This is a genomic window from Pseudarthrobacter cremeus, from assembly GCF_051857465.1.
Lineage (GTDB): Bacteria > Actinomycetota > Actinomycetes > Actinomycetales > Micrococcaceae > Arthrobacter.
Map to the genome: position 1 here is coordinate 61,588 of NZ_JBPZHC010000012.1, position 19,611 is coordinate 81,198.

General features: G+C 65.7%; 20 protein-coding genes. 14 read left to right on the forward strand and 6 right to left on the reverse strand.

Annotated elements, in window-relative coordinates; translation table 11 throughout:
* Position 1: 1 nt before the first annotated feature.
* Positions 2-1,498: an alanine/glycine:cation symporter family protein gene (locus ACS5PJ_RS19280; protein WP_439436475.1), complete on the forward strand. Its 1,497-nt coding sequence runs from the start codon at positions 2-4 to the stop codon at positions 1,496-1,498.
* Positions 1,499-1,523: 25 nt separating this feature from the next.
* The gene (locus tag ACS5PJ_RS19285) at positions 1,524-3,017 is read left to right on the forward strand and encodes an aldehyde dehydrogenase family protein (RefSeq protein ID WP_439436476.1); all 1,494 of its coding nucleotides are present in this window, start codon (positions 1,524-1,526) and stop codon (positions 3,015-3,017) included.
* A 47-nt stretch (positions 3,018-3,064) separates the two neighbouring features.
* On the opposite strand, the gene ACS5PJ_RS19290 is transcribed toward ACS5PJ_RS19285, so the two are convergent.
* Entirely contained in the window at positions 3,065-4,249 is a 1,185-nt protein-coding gene (locus ACS5PJ_RS19290) for an ABC transporter substrate-binding protein (RefSeq protein WP_439436477.1), read from the reverse strand.
* 249 nt (positions 4,250-4,498) lie between these two features.
* On the opposite strand from ACS5PJ_RS19290, the gene ACS5PJ_RS19295 reads away from it, so the two are divergent.
* From ACS5PJ_RS19295 to ACS5PJ_RS19310, 4 genes are all read left to right on the forward strand, one after another.
* Positions 4,499-5,317 carry an HAD family hydrolase gene (locus tag ACS5PJ_RS19295; protein WP_439436478.1) on the forward strand — a complete coding sequence of 273 codons (819 nt, stop codon included), beginning with the start codon at positions 4,499-4,501 and terminating at the stop codon, positions 5,315-5,317.
* A 116-nt stretch (positions 5,318-5,433) separates the two neighbouring features.
* Positions 5,434-5,679, forward strand: a complete 246-nt coding sequence (locus ACS5PJ_RS19300; protein WP_439436479.1) for a hypothetical protein — start codon at positions 5,434-5,436, stop codon at positions 5,677-5,679.
* 26 nt (positions 5,680-5,705) lie between these two features.
* Positions 5,706-6,512 carry a glycerophosphodiester phosphodiesterase family protein gene (locus tag ACS5PJ_RS19305; protein ID WP_439436480.1) on the forward strand — a complete coding sequence of 269 codons (807 nt, stop codon included), beginning with the start codon at positions 5,706-5,708 and terminating at the stop codon, positions 6,510-6,512.
* 176 nt (positions 6,513-6,688) lie between these two features.
* On the forward strand, positions 6,689-6,943 hold the full coding sequence (locus ACS5PJ_RS19310) for a DUF6480 family protein (protein ID WP_439436481.1): 255 nt from the start codon (positions 6,689-6,691) through the stop codon (positions 6,941-6,943).
* Positions 6,944-7,013: 70 nt separating this feature from the next.
* Here ACS5PJ_RS19310 and ACS5PJ_RS19315 read toward each other — a convergent pair whose 3' ends face one another.
* From ACS5PJ_RS19315 to ACS5PJ_RS19325, 3 genes are all read right to left on the reverse strand, one after another.
* Positions 7,014-8,075 (reverse strand): EAL domain-containing protein, encoded by a 1,062-nt coding sequence (locus ACS5PJ_RS19315; protein ID WP_439436482.1) that lies wholly within the window; start codon positions 8,073-8,075, stop codon positions 7,014-7,016.
* Positions 8,076-8,243: 168 nt separating this feature from the next.
* A complete protein-coding gene (locus ACS5PJ_RS19320) occupies positions 8,244-9,782 on the reverse strand; it encodes a putative bifunctional diguanylate cyclase/phosphodiesterase (RefSeq protein WP_439436483.1) in 1,539 nt (512 codons plus the stop codon).
* 56 nt (positions 9,783-9,838) lie between these two features.
* The gene (locus ACS5PJ_RS19325) at positions 9,839-11,527 is read right to left on the reverse strand and encodes a sensor histidine kinase (protein WP_439436484.1); all 1,689 of its coding nucleotides are present in this window, start codon (positions 11,525-11,527) and stop codon (positions 9,839-9,841) included.
* Between the two features lie 71 nt (positions 11,528-11,598).
* Between ACS5PJ_RS19325 and ACS5PJ_RS19330 the strand changes: the two genes are divergently transcribed.
* The 4 genes from ACS5PJ_RS19330 to ACS5PJ_RS19345 all read left to right on the forward strand — a co-directional run bounded on the left by ACS5PJ_RS19330 (position 11,599) and on the right by ACS5PJ_RS19345 (position 14,889).
* Positions 11,599-11,985: a DUF7793 family protein gene (locus tag ACS5PJ_RS19330; RefSeq protein WP_439436485.1), complete on the forward strand. Its 387-nt coding sequence runs from the start codon at positions 11,599-11,601 to the stop codon at positions 11,983-11,985.
* A 79-nt stretch (positions 11,986-12,064) separates the two neighbouring features.
* A complete protein-coding gene (locus ACS5PJ_RS19335; protein ID WP_439436486.1) occupies positions 12,065-12,874 on the forward strand; it encodes a class I SAM-dependent methyltransferase in 810 nt (269 codons plus the stop codon).
* Between the two features lie 378 nt (positions 12,875-13,252).
* On the forward strand, positions 13,253-13,672 hold the full coding sequence (locus tag ACS5PJ_RS19340; RefSeq protein ID WP_439436487.1) for a hypothetical protein: 420 nt from the start codon (positions 13,253-13,255) through the stop codon (positions 13,670-13,672).
* Positions 13,673-13,764: 92 nt separating this feature from the next.
* The gene (locus tag ACS5PJ_RS19345) at positions 13,765-14,889 is read left to right on the forward strand and encodes a glycerate kinase (RefSeq protein ID WP_439436488.1); all 1,125 of its coding nucleotides are present in this window, start codon (positions 13,765-13,767) and stop codon (positions 14,887-14,889) included.
* 49 nt (positions 14,890-14,938) lie between these two features.
* On the opposite strand, the gene ACS5PJ_RS19350 is transcribed toward ACS5PJ_RS19345, so the two are convergent.
* Complete coding sequence (locus ACS5PJ_RS19350; protein ID WP_439436489.1) at positions 14,939-15,601, reverse strand: DUF6766 family protein; 663 nt, start codon at positions 15,599-15,601, stop codon at positions 14,939-14,941.
* A gap of 62 nt (positions 15,602-15,663) precedes the next feature.
* The gene (locus ACS5PJ_RS19355) at positions 15,664-16,158 is read right to left on the reverse strand and encodes a DUF6328 family protein (protein WP_439436490.1); all 495 of its coding nucleotides are present in this window, start codon (positions 16,156-16,158) and stop codon (positions 15,664-15,666) included.
* A gap of 208 nt (positions 16,159-16,366) precedes the next feature.
* On the opposite strand from ACS5PJ_RS19355, the gene ACS5PJ_RS19360 reads away from it, so the two are divergent.
* The 4 genes from ACS5PJ_RS19360 (at position 16,367) to ACS5PJ_RS19375 (ending at position 19,586) form a co-directional block, all read left to right on the forward strand.
* Positions 16,367-17,266 (forward strand): SDR family oxidoreductase, encoded by a 900-nt coding sequence (locus tag ACS5PJ_RS19360; protein ID WP_439436491.1) that lies wholly within the window; start codon positions 16,367-16,369, stop codon positions 17,264-17,266.
* 54 nt (positions 17,267-17,320) lie between these two features.
* On the forward strand, positions 17,321-17,722 hold the full coding sequence (locus ACS5PJ_RS19365) for a hypothetical protein (RefSeq protein WP_439436492.1): 402 nt from the start codon (positions 17,321-17,323) through the stop codon (positions 17,720-17,722).
* Between the two features lie 179 nt (positions 17,723-17,901).
* Entirely contained in the window at positions 17,902-18,720 is an 819-nt protein-coding gene (locus tag ACS5PJ_RS19370; RefSeq protein WP_439436493.1) for a GAF domain-containing protein, read from the forward strand.
* Entirely contained in the window at positions 18,717-19,586 is an 870-nt protein-coding gene (locus ACS5PJ_RS19375) for an SGNH/GDSL hydrolase family protein (RefSeq protein WP_439436494.1), read from the forward strand. Before ACS5PJ_RS19370 ends, ACS5PJ_RS19375 begins: the two co-directional genes overlap by 4 nt.
* Positions 19,587-19,611: the final 25 nt, after the last annotated feature.

Sequence of the window (19,611 nt, forward strand, 5' to 3'; positions counted from 1 at the left end):
GGTGGGCGGCATCGATTTCGCGGGACTGCTCACCGTCATTTCCGACGCGATCTGGGCGCCCATGGCCTACGTCGTGCTCGGCCTTGGCATCACCTACTCGGTGGCCACCAAGGGAGTGCAGTTCAGAAGGATCCCCGATATGCTGCGGCAGCTCAGGGAGACCAAAGACAGCAGTGAAGGCGGCCTGTCCTCATTCCAGGCCCTCGTCCTCGCACTGGCCAGCCGGGTCGGCGTCGGGAGCATCGCCGGTGTGGCCACCGCCGTCAGCGCAGGCGGGCCCGGTGCCCTCGTCTGGATGGCCGTCACGGGCCTGGTCGGGTGCACCGTGGGCTATGCGGAGGCCACGCTGTCCCAGGCATTCAAGCGCCAGGTCCTCGATGAAGACCGGCGCAAGGCCAACGAGGACATCGGCGGCATGCCGTATTACATCAAGTACGGCCTGAAACTGCCCAAGGTAGGCGCAGTCGTCGCCGTCCTGGGAGTTATCGGCTACGGCTTCGTCTTCCCTGGGTTCCAGGTGAGTACCATCGCATCGAGTGCAGAGCTGGCCTTCAATCTGCCGCACTGGGTCCCGGCAATCGTTGTCACAGCCATGATTGCCTTGGTCATCCTGGGCGGGACCACCCGGATCGTCAAGGTTACCCAGGGGCTCGTCCCGGTGCTGGCCATCAGCTACCTCTTCCTGGCGCTGGCCGTCATCTTCACCAACCTCTCCAAGGTTCCCGAGGCAGTTGTCCTGATCTTCCAGTCGGCCATCGGCGTCCACCCGATCCTTGGCGGCATCGCCGGCGCGGCTGTTGCGTGGGGCGTGCGCAGGGCGGTGTTCGCGTCATCGAACGGCCTGGGCGAAGCGACCTTCGCGGCGGCCGCGGCGCGCACCTCCCACCCCGGCAAGCAGGGCCTGGTCCAGACGTTCAGCATCTACATTGATGTGCTGCTGATCTGTATGGCCACCGGGCTGATGATGGTGGTCTCGGGCAAGTACAACGTCTCTGACGGTTCAGGTGGCTTCCTGGTCAACAACCTGCACGGGGTTCCCGTCGGCGCCAACTGGGTCCAGGAATCCATAGACACGCTGGTGCCCGGCTGGGGAGCCGGGTTCGTGGCAATCGCGGTGCTTCTCTTCGGCTTCACGTGCCTGCTCGCCTACTTCTACGTTGCAAACTCGAACCTTCTGTACCTGCTGGACGGAAAGAACGGCCATGCCTGGAAGACCATCCTCAAGGCAGGAACCCTGGCCATCGTGTTCTTCGGGTCCGTGGTGGACGCCGAACTCATGTGGGCGGCGGGCGACATCGGTTTGGGCCTGATCGCGTGGGTCAACCTCATCTGCCTGGCACTCCTGTTCCCGCTGGTCCGCAAGATTTACCTCGATTACGAGCGCCAGCGGAAGCTGGGGCTGGACCCGACCTTCGATCCGAAGGCCCTGGGGATCGAGGGAGCCGACTTCTGGGAACACCAGAAAGAAAAAATCCCCGTTTCAGCCAAGTCTCCGTAGCTAAAGACAGGACCTAAGGAAAATCATGACCACGTCAGAAACATCATTGTTCGCCGTCCGCAGGGCAGGAGAGGTGCCTGCGCCTTCCCTTCCCCCTTTTGGCCAGTTCATTGGCGGGGCGTTTGTGGCGTCGGGTTCAGCTTCAGCCGTTGACGTGGAGAACCCGGCCACGGAGGAAATCCTCATGCAGGTCCCCGCGGGTTCCGTCGAGGACGTGGACGCCGCCGTCAGGGCTGCCGTTGCGGCCAAAGCGGCCTGGGCAGCGAAGACGCCTAAAGACCGTTCCTTGGTCCTCCTGCGTGTCGCGGACATCATCGAGGCCAACCGCGGACTGCTCGAAGCCCTGGAATCCGCCAATACCGGAAAACCGTCTGCCGTTGCCGAGGACGACATTTCAAGCGCGATCGACACCTTCCGGTTCTCGGCAGGTGCTGCACGTGCCTTCACCGCGCCGGGGGCGGGTGATTACGCGGAGAACCACACCTCAGTGATCCTCCGCGAGCCGGTGGGCGTGGTCGGCGTGATCACCCCGTGGAACTACCCGCTGCTGATGGCGGCCTGGAAGATCGGACCCATCCTGGCGGCAGGCAACACCATGGTGCTCAAGCCCTCCGAGCAGACGCCGCTGAGCACCCTTAAGCTTGCAGAGCTCATCGCCGACGAAGTCCCGGCCGGTGTCCTGAACATCGTGACCGGCTCCGGCAGCGTGGTGGGCAACCGGATTTCGGAGCACCCGGACGTGGACCTTGTGGCCATCACCGGGAGCGTCGGCAGCGGCCAGAAGGTCGCGGCAAGCGCGGCCGCAACCGTTAAGCGCGTGCACCTGGAACTGGGCGGCAAGGCACCCGTGGTGGTGTTCGACGACGCCGACCTGGAAGCCGCCGCGAAAGGCGTCCGCTCGGCGGGGTTCTGGAACGGCGGGCAGGAGTGCGGTTCGGCGTGCCGTGTCCTGGTCCATGAATCGGTCGCGGAAAAGTTCACCGAACTGCTGGTCCGCGAAGTGCGCGAAATCTCCGTCGGGGCGCCCGGGGCGGGAGACGACGTCGAAATCGGTTCCATGATCTCCGGGGCCCACTACAAGAGGGTCCTGGCGGCTCTTGAGGACATCCGCAAGGATGGCCTGACCATCGCCGTCGGCGGCAATGCCATGGAAGGTCCCGGCTACTTCATCGAACCCACCGTGGTGACCGGTGTGCCTGCCGGAGCCGCCATCACCCGTACGGAGATTTTCGGTCCGGTGGTGTCCGTGGAGACCTTCAGCACGGACGAGGAGGCCATCACGCGGGCCAATGAGACCGTGTACGGGCTCGCCGCGTCGGTGTGGACCACGAACAGTGCCCGTTCCTTGTCCGCGCCCCGCCGCCTCGACTTCGGCACTGTCTGGGTCAACTCGCACCTGGTCATTGCCAACGAAATGCCCTGGGGCGGCTTCAAGGGCTCAGGCTACGGCCGGGATCTTTCCGTGTACGCACTGGAGGACTTCTCCCGCACCAAGCACGTCATGTACAACCACGGCTGAGCATCGCCGGCGGGGCGGGTTTGCGTGCTTTTCAGGACTAAAGGCGGTTACTCTTTGCCCAGCCCCGCAGCCGGGGTCTTCCCCCCGGTCACCTCGTTGAGGGCGGTGAGATCGAAGATTCCGTTGATGTCGGCCTGCTTGGTAGTGCCTGCCTCGACGCCGTCCTTGAGCAGCTTGGGGTAGGTCCCGGCGAGCGGATCCACCGTGAAGACGATGTTCTTCAAAGACCGTTCAATGACGTCGGCCTTCAGTTCCGCGCCGGCTGCTTCCTTGAGCGCGGCATTGATCACGGTGGCCTTTTCGCCGGCCGCCGCACCGTTCAGCCATTCCACGGACTTCACGTGGCCCTTGAGCAGTGCTTTGACGGTGTCCGGGTGTTCGGCTGCGAACTTCTGGTTCACGATCAGGATGGTGGTGGGGAACTCGCCGGCCTTGCCGGCGAGGGAACCGTCCCATAGGCCCTTCTCGTCCACCAGCACCTTGGCGCCGGCCTGGAGCACCAGCCGGGAGGCCCACGGTTCAGGCAGCCACGCGCCGTCGAGCTTTCCGTCCTGGAACAGTTTCAGCGTCTGGGCGTTTTCGGTGGGGTTGATGGCGACCTCACCGCTGCCGTCCACGTTGGTCTTGTAGCCCTGTGTGGCCAGCCAGGCGCGGAGTGCCACGTCCTGGGTGCCGCCCAGCTGGGGCGATGCGAGGGTCTTGCCCTTGAGGTCTGCAGCCGAGCTGATTTCCGGCTTCACCACCAGCTGCGCGCCGCCTGCCGCTGCGCCGGCGATGATGTTCACCGATTCGCCGGCGCTCTTGACGAACGAGTTGATCGCCGGGTTCGGGCCGATGTAGGTGGCGTCGATGGCGCCGGCGTTCAGCGCTTCGATTGCAGCAGGTCCGGCGTTGAAGACCTGGGTGCTGAGCCTGGTCCCGCCCAGCGCCTCGGCAATGTAGCCCTTGCTGACACCAACCAGTGCCGGGGCGTGGGTGACGTTCCCGAAGTAGCCGAGCTTGAGCTCCGTGGCGGGATTGCCGGCGGGGGCCGCGACTGATGCGGGGGAGGTGCCGGCGTTGTTGGCAGAGACGGCGGAGGCCACCGCGACGCCGCCGCCCGCCAGGGCCAGGATGCCGGCGACAATGCCGACCTTCAGGCCGAGCGGACGTTTTGGCGCGGACGGTTGTCCGGCCACGATGCGGGTGGATGCCTGATGGTTCTGCGGACTGTTGTCCTGGGGAGTTGTCATGGAATTTCCTTTGCTGGCGGAGATGCTGGTGACGAGATTACGGAGCGCCCAGCGGCGCCACAACGGTTCCTGACGCGGGCGTTAACGGGGCGTAGCGAAGGCTCAACATGACGTAGCGCGGCGTCAAGAAACGTCGCGGGACGACTCCGGCGGCCCTGCTCCCGGAGTGCCCGGCAGGGTGCCGCGGGAGCGCCGCCAGAACGTCCCCGGACGGCCCGGGAAGCCTGCCGGGCCACGTAGACTGGCAGGATGCGGCTCGTAGCAAGTGATATTGACGGAACGATTCTTGGGCACGACGGAAAGATCAGCGACCGCACCGTCCGGGCCTTCCACGCCTGCCGCGAGGCAGGCATCGAGCTGGTTTTTGTCACCGGCCGGCCTCCGCGCTGGCTCCACCCGCTCGAAGAGCAGCTCGGCCACACCGGCACAGTCATCTGTTCCAACGGCGCCGTGGTGTGGGACCTTGAGGAAAACCGGCTTGTCTCGGCGCGGACGCTGAGCATCGACGCGGTGCTGGAAATCCGGCGGATCATCAAGGACGTCCACCCGGCCGCACTCTTCGCAGCCGAGACGCTGACCGGCTTCCACCTGGAGCCCGGCTTCATTGAGAACGGCTCCGGCGAGCTGCTGGCGGAGTTCACCCCGGCCGCGCTGGCCGAAACCCTCACCCCGGACGACGCCGTCGTGAAGTTCCTGGCCATCGTCAGGGAGGGCACCCCGGACGACTTCCTCGCCGCGGTCCGTCCCGCCGTCGCACATCTCGCATTCGCCACCCACTCCGCGCCCAGCGTGGCCATGCTGGAACTCTCCGTTCCCGGCGTGAACAAGGCCGTGACCCTGGCCGAATACGCAGGATCCCTCGGGATCGACGCTGCCGACGTCGTGGCGTTCGGGGACATGCCCAATGACATCGAGATGCTGCGCTGGGCCGGTCACGGGTATGCCATGGCCAGCGGCCACCCGGAGGCCATCCGCGCCGCCGGGCAGCAGGCACCGCACTTCGACGACGACGGCGTGGCCCAGGTCCTCGAGGCCAGGCTCGCAGCGCTGGGTGCAGGGCGGCCCTGACCCCGGGTTCGTCCCCTGCGCCCGGTGCATGGTACTCACAGCCTGCGCTCACCTGCCGTTCACCTTTGCCCACTAGCGTGAGCCGTGGATACACATCCATAGCTTGAGGGGAAGTCATGGCAAGGAACGGTAACCGCGCCGCCGAGGCGCCGCTCCGTCCGGCAGAGCCGGCCGAGCACTGGAAATCACTCAAAGAGGGCGACCGCGTGCGCGTCCGACTCGCCCCGGGTTTCGAAACCGGCGGCCTCGTGGATGCAATTACCTGGGATCACACTGCCGTGTGGGTGGATCTCGACGGCGGAAAAGGCCGCACCCTGCTGCACTGCAGTGACGGCGTGGAGATTGTGCAGCAGGACTCCTAGCACCCGGCTCGGGGTACGCTCACAATGTGACCCTGCCCTTCTTCGACCGTTACCCGGACGACGCCCATCCGGCCGGGCCCATCGCCATGGCCCACCGCGGATTCTCCCGGGAAGGGCTGGAAAACTCGATGGCCGCGTTCCGCGCCGCCGTCGAACTTGGCTACCGGCACCTCGAAACGGATGTCCACACCACCTCGGACGGCGTGCTGGTGCTGTTTCACGACGACACCCTTGAGCGGGTCACCGATGGCAGGGGCAGGATCTCCGAACTGACCGCCGCCGAGGTGGCTACGGCCCGGATCGGCGGGCGTGAGCCGGTGCCGCTGTTCGATGAGTTGCTCACGGCGTTTCCGGACGCCCGGCTGAACCTGGACGTCAAGGACTGGAACTCCGTGCAGAGCCTGGCTGCCGGCATCGAACGGCATGGTGCCCATGACCGCGTCCTGGTTGCCAGCTTCTCTGACCGCCGACGCCGGGCGGTGCTGAAGCTGCTGAGCCGACCGGTGGCGTCATCGGCCGGCAGGGTGACGATTTCGCTCTTCGTCCTGCTGGGGCCGGTGCTTCCGGTTTCCTTGCTGCGCGTTGTGATGCGTGGCCTCTTACGGGATGTTCAGGCGCTGCAGGTTCCCGTTCGTTACGGCGCCGTCCGGGTGGTGACGCCGGCCTCGGTCCGGCGTGCGCACACCCTTGGGCTGGTGGTCCATGTGTGGACCATCAACGAACCCGCTGAGATGCACCGGCTGCTGGACCTCGGAGTGGATGGGATCGTGACTGACCGCGCGGACCTGCTGACACAGGTACTGCAGGAACGTGGCGGGCCGGCCGAGGGCTGATCCGGGACGCTGGCCCACGTCAGCTGCGCCCCGGATTGGTGGACGGGTCGGCGGCGCCTGACTCCGGGCCGGCGGCCTTCCCGCCGGGCTGCTGCCTTCACAGAATTATCAGCATGCTTACAATTAGTCCAGAGCTGGGGAGAGCCCGCAGCCAATTGTGGAGAGGAAACCGCACCATGAGCAGTTACCATCCGGAGAATGACCCCGCGAACCCCGATCAGCCCGGGCATCCCCAGCAGGACCGAAGCCAGTCAGGGCACGAGCACCCCGGCAAAGACCGCGGGCAGCCCGCTAAGGACTCTGCGGCCTCGGCAAACCCCGACCCCGCAGAAGGAAACATCACCGGGCTGGAACCCGGCGGCGGGGTGCCGCCGGGCGAAACACCGCCGGCTGAGGACCAGATGAGCGGCGATCAGGGACACGCCGAGTAGCCAGGCACTGGCCGCCGCGGGTTGCGGCGAGGCTTGAGCTGCGTTCGGTGCGGCCTTGTGCGGCGAGGCTTCAGCCCCGCTCAGGGCCGCCGGGGCCCTGGGCCGCGTGGCTGGACTCGGGCGGGATGCGGCGCAACCCGTCCGGATCGAGCGGGGTGTTCCAGGCGGCCCAGTCCTTGGGCCGGACGGAGGGCCGTCCGAGAAGGTAGCCTTGGCCGGCGCTGAAGCCCAGCTCGGTCAGGACCCGGAGTTCCTCTGCCGTTTCCACACCTTCCGCCACCAGGACGCTGCCGATCTGCTCAGCGAAGTCCACCATGCACGCAGCCAGCACGCGCTGGGATGCGTCCTGGTCCACTCCGCTGATCATGTTTCTGCCCAGCTTGATGAAGTCCGGCCTTAAATGCAGCATGCGGCTTAAAGCGCCGGCATGGGGGTGGGAATCGTCGATGGCTATCCGCAGACCGCGTTCCCGGAGCGGCGTAATTGCGGCAATGAAATGCGAGTATTCTTCATCCGGAATTCCATCGGTCAATTCGAGCACGATCCGGCTTATGGGCAGATCAATGTGGTCAAACAATTCAGGCAGCCGCGGATCGAGGCAAGATTTCGGGGAGATGTTGAGGGCAACATAAAGGTGCGCGGGGAGGGTGGCAGCCGCGGCCGCAGCGGATCCAAGCGCAGAGAATTCGAGGTTGGCCCCCATGCCGACTGCCGCAGCTTCGGCAAACCAGAGTTCGGCCCCGGCGCCGTCATCGCTGACAAAGCGCGACAAAGCTTCAACCCCCACAACACTCCGGGATGCAAGGCCGTAAATCGGCTGGAACGCTGTCATGAGCATCTGCTGCTCCAGCAGGGCGCTGATCCGGGACAGGCTCCGCAGTGAATCCAGCCGCTCGGCCAGCAAGGGCGGCATCGCGTTCAGTGGCTGGTGGGCGCGGGCGGCGTCCGGGGTGGCCCCCTTGACGGTGTCCTGTTGCCGCCTTTCCAGGAGATATTCCAGCAGGGCCCGTTCCGGGACGCCGGGATTCTCGCCCAGGCTGTCGCTGAGACGCTGGCGTGTGGCTGCCCCGGCGGGATCTGAATCCGCCAATACCGCGGCAATAATTCCCCATGCTTGCACTCGAACAGTCATTATCGACGCCCCCAGTTGACGAAGTAATGGCTCGTTTGCCATCTTGTTTTCAAGTGTTAGACGCTTTCGGAATCGCTCGTTCTGATGTCGGCCGACCTTCTGGCCGAGAAGAATCGGATATTCCACTTGATCGTATATCGGCGCGAACCAAAGCGCAGCCCTAAATCACTAACCTGTATTGCTCTCGGCCGACGTCCTGGCCAGCAGCTCCGGAATTTTCGCAGGCGGCACCGGCTTGCTGAAGAAATATCCCTGCGCGCTCAGGCACCCGAGGCTTCTCAGGTGCTCTGCCTGCTCGGCTGTTTCCACACCCTCCCACACGGCTTCGAGGCCGCAGGCGCGCACCAGCTGCAGGACGGCTGCCACCAGGGGCGGCTGGCTGGGGTCCGTTCCCAGGCCCTCGATCAAGGACCGGTCCACCTTGACCCGGTCCACGGGCAGCCGGCGCAGGTAGCTGATGGAGGAATATCCGGTGCCGAAATCATCGATCTCGATCCCCACGCCCAGCCCGCGCAGCCCGCCCAGCGAGTAGCGGTCCAGTTCGTTGCCCCTGACGATGGCCACCTCCGTCAGCTCCAGGACAACCTGTTCGGGCCTCACTCCGGTTTCCTTCAGGACCCCGCGGACGTCGTCGATAAACTGCAGGCTCTGCAGGTCCGTGGCGGAGATGTTGATGCGGACCGAGAACCTGCTGCCCACCACGCCGGCGTCAATCCAGCTGCGGAGCTGGCGCACAGCTGTAGTGAGCACCCAGAGCCCCAGCTCGGAAATGAGCCCGGCGTCCTCGGCGAGCGGGATGAACTCGTCGGGCATGATCAGGCCGCGGGTGGGGTGGTTCCAGCGGACCAGGGCTTCCACGCCTTCGATCCGTCCGGTGCTCAGCTCAACGACGGGCTGGTAATGAAGGATCAGGCCCTCGCCCTTGATGGCCGCCCGGAGATCGTCCAACAGCTGGCTCCGGAGCCGGCGCACCAGCAGGAGCCCGGGTTCAAAGACGTGGAGGCGGTTTTGGCCCTCGGCCTTGGAGGCGTACATGGCGATGTCGGCCTCCATCAGCAGGTCCTCCGGCGTCCGCCCAGGTTCCCCGAGGCTGAGCCCGATGCTTGCCCCGCAGCGGATGGTCCGGTCCGGCAGCTCGATCGGTTCCTTCAGGGCGGCCAGGATCCGTTGGGCAACGACGGCGGCCTGGTCGACGCCCGTTCCGGGCATAACGATGGCAAACTCGTCGCCTCCCAGCCTGCCCACCACATCGGTGGCGCGGACAGCGTTGCGGATTCGCTGGGCGACGGTGATCAGCACCTCGTCGCCGGCAGCATGGCCGAGGGTGTCGTTGATGGATTTGAAGGCATCGAGGTCCAGGAGCAGGACGACGGGCTGGTTGGGCGTTTCATCGTGGCCCTCGCTGGAGGACTTCAGCGCCGCGAGGAGCGCCGAACGGTTGGCAAGTCCGGTGAGGGGATCCTGCATGGCCATCTTCTGCATTTCGCGGTGGGCCTCGTGGAGCAGCTGCGTGCGGACCTCCACCCGCTGCTCAAGTTCCTCGTAGATAATCTGCAGGTCTTCGGCCAGGAGGTTGGTGCCCATGATGATGGCATCGAGTTCGTCGCGGGCCGGCGATACTTCTATCCGCGATTGGAGGTCGCCGGAGGCAAGCCGGACAATGCCGTCCAATAGCTGGGACAGGCGGGGGTCGTCGTCGTTGAACATCGGGGCCCTCCTTTCCGGTTGCGTGGGATCCTGCTTAGGTCACCGATCTGTGATGATCAGGGAGCCTGCACCGCGCGGGCGTCGAAGGGGAGGCTCACGCTGACGGTTGTCCCCGCCCCGAGCTCCGAGGCCACATCAATCCGGCCGCCGTGGCGCCGGACGATGTCCTGGGTAATGGCCAGTCCAAGCCCCGTCCCCGGGACTGCGCCGGACATCGCGTTCGAGGCACGGTAAAAGCGGGTAAAGATGTGCGCTATCTCGTCACCGGAAATCCCCATCCCGGTGTCCGCCACGCTGACAGTCGCCAGGCGGGTGCCGTCGGTGTCTGCGTGCAGTTTCGTGCCGACCTCGATCCTCCCGCCGCCTGGCGTGAACTTGATGGCGTTGGAGACCAGGTTGGTGAAGACCTGCTGCAGCTGAACCTCGTCAGCCAGGATTTCCGGATCCTCGGCGGCTGGAGCAATCGCGATGGTGACGTTCTGCAGCTTCGCCAGCGGCCTGAGTGCGGCCGTGACAATCTCCAGCGTCCGGGCCAGCCGTACCGGTGTCAGGTGCAGGGGACTCTCTTCGTGCCCGTTCCGGGAAACGCTGAGCATGTCTTCAACGAGCAGGCGCAGGCGTTCGGTGTTCCTGACCACGATGTCCAGCATCTGGTGGACATCGTGGGACACGGGATCGGACGTGTTCTCCTGGATCATGTCCAGGTACGCCATGATCGAGGTCAGCGGAGTGCGGAGTTCGTGGTTGACGGTGGCGAGGAAGTCAGTCTTGGCCTTGTCCAGCTGCTGGAGCTGCTTGACCACCTGCTGCTGGCTGGTGATCAGGTGGCTTTGGATCAGCCCGTGGGCGGCGTTGCCGGCCACGTGCTGGATCAGCCCAAGCTCAGCCCGTGACCAATCCCTGGGCGAGTCCATGAGCGCCATCCAGATAATCCCGAGGGAGGAGCTGCCTTCTCCCATCGGGACAGTTACCGACGCCGCGGCTCCCAGGGCAGCGAGTTCGGCCGGCAACCTGATATCGCCCTCCATGGTGAAGGGGTGTGCGCCCTCCACGGTCAGCGTCTCAGCCCGCGTCCACAGGGAATCGGCTGCCTTTCTTGCAGGCTCCTCATCGCTGAAGAGGTCCTCCGGCAGGGGTGCCAGCCGCGACCTGTGCCACTGGGCCGTAATGGGGGGCACCCTCTCGTCGTCGAACGTTGTCAGCCAGACACGGTCGGCGCCGAACGTTTCACCGAAACCCCTCACGACGAGGTCGGCGATCTGCCGGGGGTCGTTCGTGCCGCGGACCGCGGCCGAGACCTGCCGAAGCCGTTCGCGCAAGGTCTCAGCCTCGTGGCGGGCCTCGTTCCGGCGCGAGACCAGGTTGATCAGTGCCGTGGCGCGGTGGACGAGCTCCTTGGCCACGGGTGGTTTGGCGATGCAGTCACGCACTCCGGCGTGCTCCACCGCCTTTACCTCCGCCGGGCTGTCGAGGTCGACCAGCACCAGTGCGGGGGTGACCGTTTCAATGTCGGAGAGGGAACTGTCCAGGACCAGGACGGAGGGCTCGGAGTTGTCCAGGATGGCTGACAGGCCGGCTTGATTCGCCGCAGCGCTGACTGTGAAGCCCGCAGCTTCCAGCGCTGCAGCGCTCGATTGCCTGCGCCCGGCGTCGGGATCGGCGACGACTGCCAGGTATGGCACCGTTGCGACGTGTGGCGTGTCCCCTGGCAACCTGTCCCCTTTGCTGCTGATTGAGCGCCCCATCACTCCTGAATGAGTACATTGTAGGGGGACGGCGCTCAGCAGTTCCCCATAAATATGCGTGGAGGGCAATCGTGACGAATCAGGCGGCAGATGGTGCCAGGGCAAATCTGGCGCTTGACGGGCACAGCGTGGTGCAGCTGAAGTGGCCGCGCGGCGTGTCCATTTCCGAAGCCGACGCGGAGGCCGCCATGCGCGGCGTCAACGAGCTGTGCGGGGCGGCCCGCTACCCGATGCTGGTGGACATGGCGAGCACGGTGCAGGTCAGCAGGGGAGCGCGCGCGGTATTCGGGCGCCCGTGCCAGGCGTCCCGCATTGCCCTGCTGGGTGCCTCGCCCGTTGACAAAGTGCTGGCCAACTTCATTCTGGGCATCAACAAGCTGCCATGCCCCACTCGCTTCTTTACCTCACGGGAGGATGCCATGGCCTGGCTGCTGAAGGAGCGGGCCGCCGCCGCCTGACGAAAAGCCGACCAGGGCCGCATGGACCGGCAGGCATGGGTGCAGCGGCAGATAGGACTTCCGGGCCTATATTTGAACGGTGTCCTCCCCACCTGATTCCGTGCGCTCCGCCCTGAGTAAGTACCTGATCCTTCCCAAGCTCATCCGGCTGTCCCGGTCCGCTCCCAAGGACAGGGCTGTTGCCTGGGACCGCTACTGGGCAGGAATCGCCAGGACGGGCGCCAAGAGCGAGGTGCTGTGGGACTCCGGCACGGACCATGAGGTACTGGGCTATCGCGACGCCCTCGAGCGGCACTTTGACCCAGCCCTTCCCGTGGTGGACATTGGCTGCGGACATGGCGGGTTCAGCCGTGCCCTGGCGGCGTTTTATCCGAGGGTCCTCGGTGTGGACGTCTCTGCGCACGCGGTGGCCCGGGCCCGCGGAGAATCTGCTGGGCTGGACAACGTCAGCTTCGTCAGGCGTGACATGACACAGCCCGGAGCAGGTACCGGGCTCGTGGGGCCCGGGGACGTGAACGTCTTTATCCGGGGTGTGCTCCACGTCCTCGACCGGACCGACCAGGGAGCACTGATGGATAACGTCCTCCAGTTGGTGGGGACGAGGGGCGCCGTGTTCCTGGCGGAGACGAACTTCCAGGGGAACCCGGTGGAGTACGTTTCGCACCTCGGCGCATCAGTACGGAACATCCCGGCGCCGCTGGAACTTGCCATCCGGAAGCTCCCCATGCCCGGCCGCTTCGGGCCGGAGGAGCTCGCCCGGGTTCTGCCGGCTGACCGCTGGAGCCTGCTCGAGGACGGCCTGGCCACGATTGAGACGAATCCGATGACGGACGCGCCGGGCGACAGCCTGATCCCTGGTTACTTTGCCCTTTTGCGAGCGCGGCAGTAATTTCCGCCGTGCGCGGCCGTTTGCCGCACAGATTCCGCAGTTTTGGTGCCGGCATCCTGCCCTGCTCTTGACACCACCGCGGCTTCGACGGGTACTTATAAGTACCCTTATCAAAATGGCAATCGCGGAAAGGATTTCGGAAACCGTGACGGGGAAACAGCCTCCGCCACGCGGGTATGTGGGAGGCGTATGGACCTTCGGCTCCCCAGGCTCAAATCATCCATCAGAACAAGCAGTGGCGGCCAGTACGCCTTGATCTTCCGGCTCGGGAACAGGGCCGCGAAGGGGGTAACGCCGCTGCCGAACCGTCCGGCATGGACCGGCGACCGGATGACCCCGGACGCCCCAGAGGCCGGCGCACGAGTTACAGGAACGATCATGCTCGAACTGCTAGCCTCCGGCTCACTCCGCGGAATGTTGCTGCCCCCCACGTACGGGACGCATATCACGCAGTCGGCCGAATTTACCGTGCTGTCCGTCGAAATCTGGACCACTGGCCTGGTGGTGAACATCCATCTGGCCTCAGCGGGCGGGGGTGCGCCGAACATCACGCTCCAGGACCACTTCGGAACCGAGTACTCCCTGCAGGACTCCGCCACGCTGGGTTCCCGGAACCTGCAGGTCTTCACCCCTTCCGTCCCGGAAGGAACCAGGAGCCTGACCATCCGGTCCAAGGACGATGCCGGAGCCCGTCCGGTGGTGACGTTTGCTGTTCCGCCCCTGTTCCGCCGTCGCGCTTCGGAGCTGCCACGAGCCGTCCCTCTCCCGGCGCCCTCCCGGCTCCGGCGGCCGGCGTAGGGCACGGTCCCCGAAAGCGCCACGGTTCTTTGCCGGTCCGCATCGCGGATGCGGCAAACGCTTTCCCGCGCGGGGCTGGCATGATGGAGCGCATGCGCATTCTCATCGCCCCGGACAAATTCAAGGGCTCGCTCACAGCTGCCGAAGCCGCCGCCGCCATCGCCGAGGGTGCACTGCGCGTCTATCCGGACGCCGTCGCCACCCAGTTCCCCATAGCCGACGGCGGTGAGGGAACCCTGGAGGCAGCCGTGGCCGCCGGATATGAGGAGCGGCTCAACGCCGTCGTGGGTCCCATCCTCGCGCCCGTGGGAGCCGCGTGGGCGATCCGGCCGAACGCCGGCGGCGGAGCCACCGCGGTCATTGAGACCGCGCAGGCCTCGGGACTTGCGGAAATGGAGCCAACTCCCGCCAACGCTTTGCGGGCCCACAGCTACGGTTGCGGGCAGCTGATCGCGGCTGCCATAGATGCCGGAGCCACCGAAATCGTGCTCGGCGTGGGCGGATCGGCCATGACCGACGGCGGCAGCGGCGCCCTGCGTGCGCTGGGACTCAAGCCCCTGGACGCCGCCGGAAACGTGGTTCCCCTTGGCGGCGGATCCCTCGCGGACATCGTTGCCCTTGACACCTCGGGACTGGATCCGCGCCTGGCCGGCGTTGCTTTCCGGATCGCCGTGGACGTGCAGAACCCGCTCTACGGCCTCACGGGCGCCGCGCATGTCTTCGGTCCCCAGAAGGGCGCCGATGTGGACGCCACGGAACTGCTCGACGCCGGCCTCCGCAACTATGCCTCGGTCCTCCGTGAATCAACGGGGCGGGACGTCAACGTACCGGGGGCCGGGGCTGCCGGCGGGTTCCCGGCGTCGTTCCTTGCCTTCACCAACGCCACGCTGGAAGGCGGGTTTGCATTGGTGGCCGGACTCACCGGCCTCGCCGGACAGTTGGAGAATGCCGACCTGGTGATCACGGGGGAGGGGTCCATGGACTCCCAGTCACTGACCGGCAAGGCGCCCATTGCGCTGGCGGACGCCGCCCAGGGACTCGGCATCCCGGTGATTGTGGTGGCCGGCCGCATCCTGGTGTCACCTGAGGAGCTGGCGGGGCACGGCGTCGTGGCTGCCGCGCAACTGCTCGACGTGGCGGCCGGCCCGGACGACGCCGTCGCAAACGCGGCAAAGTACCTCACCTGGGCCACCACGCAGGTGCTGGAAGGCGCGTAGCGGGCTGCGCCACCGGCGCGTCCTGCCGGTGGCGCGGGGCTGCGGAGGTTCAGGCGCCGGTTTCGTAATGCGGCTCGGCCACCGGCTTGGACTCGGGGGAGCCCTTTTCCCGGAGGTAGACGGACGCGCCCACCAGGACAGCGACGGCAAGGAATTCGCTTTGCCAGTTCTGGAAGGATTCGAACCAGAACTGACTGGTTCCCATGAACTCAAAGACGCTGACAGCAGGCTCCCCATGGCTTTGCTGCTCCTCGCTGTAGGCCGCCGCGCCGCCCATGGCGTGCAGGCTGAACGAGGCGATAAAAAGCAGGAAAAGCAGCAGTGACAAGGAGTGTTCGTAGAGCTTGAGAACCACCCCGCCCCTCTTTACCGGCCAGGGGGTGGCGTCCTTGATCGCGGCAGTCCGGGGGTCCTCGTCCTGCGGAGCTTCCTTGCCCATCGGCTTGGACTCGGAGGATCCCTTTTGGAACAGGAAAACGGTCAGGACAACGTACATGGCCATCTGCAGGAATTCGGATTCCCAGTTCTCAAAGGTGGCCTCAACGAAACTGCCGGTCGACAGATATTCCACCACCGTGACCCCGGGCTGCCCGTGTGCTGCCTGGTCCTGGCTGTACGCCGCGGCGCCGGAGAGGATCATTCCGCAAAAAAACGCCAGGAACAGCCCGACGTTGGCCAGGAGCAGCCCGTGCTCTTTTACAAATTTACGCATGTCAACACTTTCGGTAGGTCCCCGGTAGCCTGCTTGAATTTCATGCTTGCTCCCCTGACCCATTAGTCGCCGGCCGCTTGCCTGTTAAGCCGCACCGGGACATAAACCAGCAAGATGACAAGGACGGCCAGCAGGACGCCTCCGGCTGTCAGGCCGGCGGTGCGGCCCAGCGTCACATCGAAGACCAGCGACGCCGTCCCGACGCTCAGCATCCCGATCCCCGCCAACGCCAGCTTGGTGATGGTATCTGCGCTGGAAACAAGGGTCGCCTTGAGGCGCTGGCGGAAGAGCCTGCGGTGAACGCTGACCGGCAGCAGAATCAGGGCCGTGGTCAGGGAGGCGATCACCACGTTGACCAGGTAGAGGGCAACCTGAAAACCGTCCAGCGACTCGAAACGCTGCTGGAAAGGCAACGTCAGCAGGAAGCCGGCAAGAATCTGGACACCGGTCTGCAGGACCCTGAGTTCCTGCAGCAGTTCAGCCCAGTTCCGGTCGAGTTGCTCCTCGCGGGTTTCTTTCCGCCCGGTCTTCCCCGTGAAGTCCTCCACGTCGGACACGGCTTCTCCTTCCCGCTGTGCGCTGCTGGTCCCGCTGGCCCAAGCCGGGGTGCTCCAAAACTAGGCCGAAGTTGCGTCGAGATCAACTTTTGATAAGTTTACTGATTATTCCTGCGTGACGGTGGACTTGCCCCGCCCGCCGGGATAGTTTCGAAGGGCCGGAACACTCCCGGGCTGCCCACGAAAACCGACAGTGAACAGGCGGATTATGAGCGACACTGACAAGCAGGCGGACCAGCCCACAGACCCGCGGGGCGGCTACCACTCAGGCCCTTTCCCCAAGCAGGAACAGCAGCAGCCGGGCCTCACCGCGCCAATGGACCCCAAGCCGGACCATGGTGAGCTCAGTTACGAGGGCCACGGACAGCTCCAGGGAAAATCCGCCCTGATCACGGGCGGCGATTCGGGGATCGGCAAGGCGGCCGCCATCGCGTTTGCCCGCGAGGGAGCCGACGTCGCAATTTCCTACCTTCCCGAAGAGGAGGAAGACGCCCAGGACACCGCTGACTGGATTCGCAAAGCCGGTAGGCGGGCGCTGCTCCTCCCCGGGGACGGGCGGGAAGAAGAGTTCAGCACCAGCATCGTGGCCGATGCTGTGGCCGGGTTTGGCCGGCTGGATGTGGTGGTGCTGAACGCGGCGTACCAGAAGAACCGGGACAGCTTCGATTCCCTCCCGACCGAGGAATTCGACCGCGTGTTCAAAACAAACCTCTACTCGCTTCTCTGGACGGCGCGGGCCGCGGTGCCGCACCTGGGCCCCGGATCCTCGATCATCACGACCGCCTCCATCCAGGCCTTCAACCCCTCGCCCCAACTGATCGACTACGCCATGACCAAAGCCGCGCAGGTTGCTTTCACCAAGGCCCTTGCCCAGGAGCTGGGACCGAAAGGGATCCGCGTCAATGCGGTTGCGCCGGGCCCCATCTGGACACCCCTTATTCCTGCCACCGAGTGGCCGGACAAACTTCCCACGTTCGGGCAGGACACGCCCTTGCAGCGCGCAGGCCAGCCGGCCGAGCTCGCCGCCGCCTACGTGCTCCTGGCCTCGGACCAGGGCTCTTACATTTCCGGCGCAGTGCTGCCCGTGACCGGCGGCAAGGGCCTCTAGCTGGACACAAGGTTTGCAGAGTCAGATTCATCCACATCCACAACAGGAGGAACCATGAGTCAGGACAGTCAGGGCACGAAGCCGGAAGAAGAAGGCGGCTACGGTACTCCCACGCCCGAGCAGGAGCTGGACGGGCAGGCGGCGGGCGGGCAGGCGGCGGGCGGTGCCGGCGAACCCGGGGCCGGCCGGTCCGGAGGCGCCGATGACCAGCCCCACGCCGGGGCCGACACCAACGATCCGGGCGTTGACGCGGGGGAAACGCCGGTTCCGCGCGACGCGGAGGTACCCTCCGCAGAAGCCGAAATCAACGAATCCAACGCTGATTCACAGGGGTCCGAGCCCTTCTCATCCGAACCAGGCCAGGAGGCCTCCGGGTTGCCGGACGGCAGCGGCAATGACCTTCCACAGGAGAAGTCACCCAGCGACGACGACGACGAAAGCTTTGACGCCGGCTGACGGTTGAGTGCCGCGGACCTGCCAGTGGTCCCGCGGCTGTGAAAAGGGGTGCCGTCCGGCTTCGTTCCGGGCGGTGCCCCTTCTTTGCGCCTGTCGAACTTTCACCCATTCCGCCTGATACGGACGTATCCTAGGAAGAGGTTTTGCAGTGGGCCGCGTTCCGAACCAGGGCGTGGATCATGGCCGCGGAAACTCCGGCAGAGCCGGCCTGGGACTCGCTTCCCGATCCCCAGGATGTGGTGTTCGACAGCAAGGACGTCGAGCTCTTCCTTGCTGAAGTCACGTTTGAGTTCATGCGGGGCATTGACGGCGAGAACCGCGGCATCAGCTGGGCCGCCACGTTTTTCCGCCACGGGTCGGCGCACACCATAGCGGCAGGCAGCGCCCTCGCGCTTGCCGCAGACCAGGAGCAGTGCTCGTTCGGTGACGGACCGGTGCTGGAGTCCATCCGGTCAGGCGACTTCGTTCACCTGGCTGATGTGGCGAGCGACAGGCGGTGGCCCGGCTATGCCAGCGCCGCAGCCGGGCACGGCGTCAGATCCCTGCTTTCCATGCCCATTGTCTCCACACCGGAGTCCAGTGCCGCGGTCAATCTGTACGCCTCGACGCCCCATGCATTCACCAGCGATGACATCATCAAAACCCGCGCGTACGCGCGGGAGGTGGCCAGGGCCCTTCGAGTGGTTCTCCGTGTCGCCGAACGGGCGGAAGCCACAGCGGAACGGGCAGTAGCCGAAAGCTCCATGGTGCTGATGGACCTGGCGGTCAGCACGCTGATGGCCGATTACGGGCTGGGCCACGAGGTGGCCCTGCAGTATCTGCGGACCGTAGCGCGGCACAACCATCAGGGGCTTCGCGAGGCCGCCATGAACATCGTTGCTGCCTCAACGCAGGACACGGGCGCGCGTGACCAGGCAGCTACCGGCTTCCGTGGACTCATCGCAGTTGAATCACCGGCCCTCAACCGGGGACCCCGCACAACAGGGAGTAAGCCATGAACGCCTGGAAAGAATACCGGGTCACTCAGGAAGACTCAGCGGATCCAGCAACTCACCCGTGGCGCCGGTTGGTGGCCCTGGGGGATTCCTTCACAGAGGGAGTCGGCGATCCCGAGCCCCGCAGCGAGGGCGGCCTGCGCGGCTGGGCGGACCGCGTGGCGGAAGAGCTGAGCGCGAACCAGCCGGATTTCGCGTACGCCAACCTGGCCGTCCGGGGGAGATTGGTGCGGCAGATCTTCGATGAGCAGCTTGGGCCGGCCCTGGACCTGAAGCCGGACCTGGTCACTCTCTCAGCGGGAGGCAACGACATGGTCTTCCGGCGCAGTGACCCTGACCGTCTTGCGGAGAAGATCGACGTCGGGGTGGAGCAGTTGGCCCGGTCCGGGGCCACTGTGGTCCTTTTTGCGGGCCCGGACTGGGGAGCGACGCCGGTTTTCAGCCAGATCCGCGGGAAGGTGGCCATCTTCAACGAGAATTTGCATACGGTGGCGGCCCGCCACGATGCGGTGATGGTTGACCTGTGGTTCCTGCGCGAACTCTCGGACCCGGGCATGTGGGATCCGGACCGGCTGCACTTCTCGCCGCTGGGGCATCACACCATTGCGGCTGCCGTGCTGAAAGCCCTGGGCGTCCCGCACACGCTGGTTCCTCTGCAGCCCAAGCAGATGGCACCAAGAAGCTGGCGGCAGGCGCGCTCAGAGGACCTCACCTGGGCACGTGAATACCTGGTCCCATGGGCGCTCCGGCAGCTACGGCCGCATGGCGAGGAAGACAGCCTGCTGGTGCCCAAACGCCCGGAGCCGCGGCCCGTTTTTGGCGTGGGCAGCCCGTCGGCACAGCATCTGAGCGGAGGCCATGCGGCCTGAGCGGGGTACCGGCCCAGCGTGAGCC

What these genes read in the sequence shown, in the direction of transcription:
- ACS5PJ_RS19290 (WP_439436477.1), bottom strand. Translation starts at nt 4,249, where the DNA reads ATGACAACTCCCCAGGACAACAGTCCGCAGAACCATCAGGCATCCACC.
- ACS5PJ_RS19370 (WP_439436493.1), top strand. Translation starts at nt 17,902, where the DNA reads ATGGCCGCGGAAACTCCGGCAGAGCCGGCCTGGGACTCGCTTCCCGAT.
- ACS5PJ_RS19310 (WP_439436481.1), top strand. Translation starts at nt 6,689, where the DNA reads ATGAGCAGTTACCATCCGGAGAATGACCCCGCGAACCCCGATCAGCCC.
- ACS5PJ_RS19325 (WP_439436484.1), bottom strand. Translation starts at nt 11,527, where the DNA reads ATGGGGCGCTCAATCAGCAGCAAAGGGGACAGGTTGCCAGGGGACACG.
- ACS5PJ_RS19350 (WP_439436489.1), bottom strand. Translation starts at nt 15,601, where the DNA reads ATGCGTAAATTTGTAAAAGAGCACGGGCTGCTCCTGGCCAACGTCGGG.
- ACS5PJ_RS19315 (WP_439436482.1), bottom strand. Translation starts at nt 8,075, where the DNA reads ATGACTGTTCGAGTGCAAGCATGGGGAATTATTGCCGCGGTATTGGCG.
- ACS5PJ_RS19375 (WP_439436494.1), top strand. Translation starts at nt 18,717, where the DNA reads ATGAACGCCTGGAAAGAATACCGGGTCACTCAGGAAGACTCAGCGGAT.
- ACS5PJ_RS19360 (WP_439436491.1), top strand. Translation starts at nt 16,367, where the DNA reads ATGAGCGACACTGACAAGCAGGCGGACCAGCCCACAGACCCGCGGGGC.
- ACS5PJ_RS19295 (WP_439436478.1), top strand. Translation starts at nt 4,499, where the DNA reads ATGCGGCTCGTAGCAAGTGATATTGACGGAACGATTCTTGGGCACGAC.
- ACS5PJ_RS19285 (WP_439436476.1), top strand. Translation starts at nt 1,524, where the DNA reads ATGACCACGTCAGAAACATCATTGTTCGCCGTCCGCAGGGCAGGAGAG.
- ACS5PJ_RS19340 (WP_439436487.1), top strand. Translation starts at nt 13,253, where the DNA reads ATGCTCGAACTGCTAGCCTCCGGCTCACTCCGCGGAATGTTGCTGCCC.
- ACS5PJ_RS19345 (WP_439436488.1), top strand. Translation starts at nt 13,765, where the DNA reads ATGCGCATTCTCATCGCCCCGGACAAATTCAAGGGCTCGCTCACAGCT.
- ACS5PJ_RS19365 (WP_439436492.1), top strand. Translation starts at nt 17,321, where the DNA reads ATGAGTCAGGACAGTCAGGGCACGAAGCCGGAAGAAGAAGGCGGCTAC.
- ACS5PJ_RS19300 (WP_439436479.1), top strand. Translation starts at nt 5,434, where the DNA reads ATGGCAAGGAACGGTAACCGCGCCGCCGAGGCGCCGCTCCGTCCGGCA.
- ACS5PJ_RS19320 (WP_439436483.1), bottom strand. Translation starts at nt 9,782, where the DNA reads ATGTTCAACGACGACGACCCCCGCCTGTCCCAGCTATTGGACGGCATT.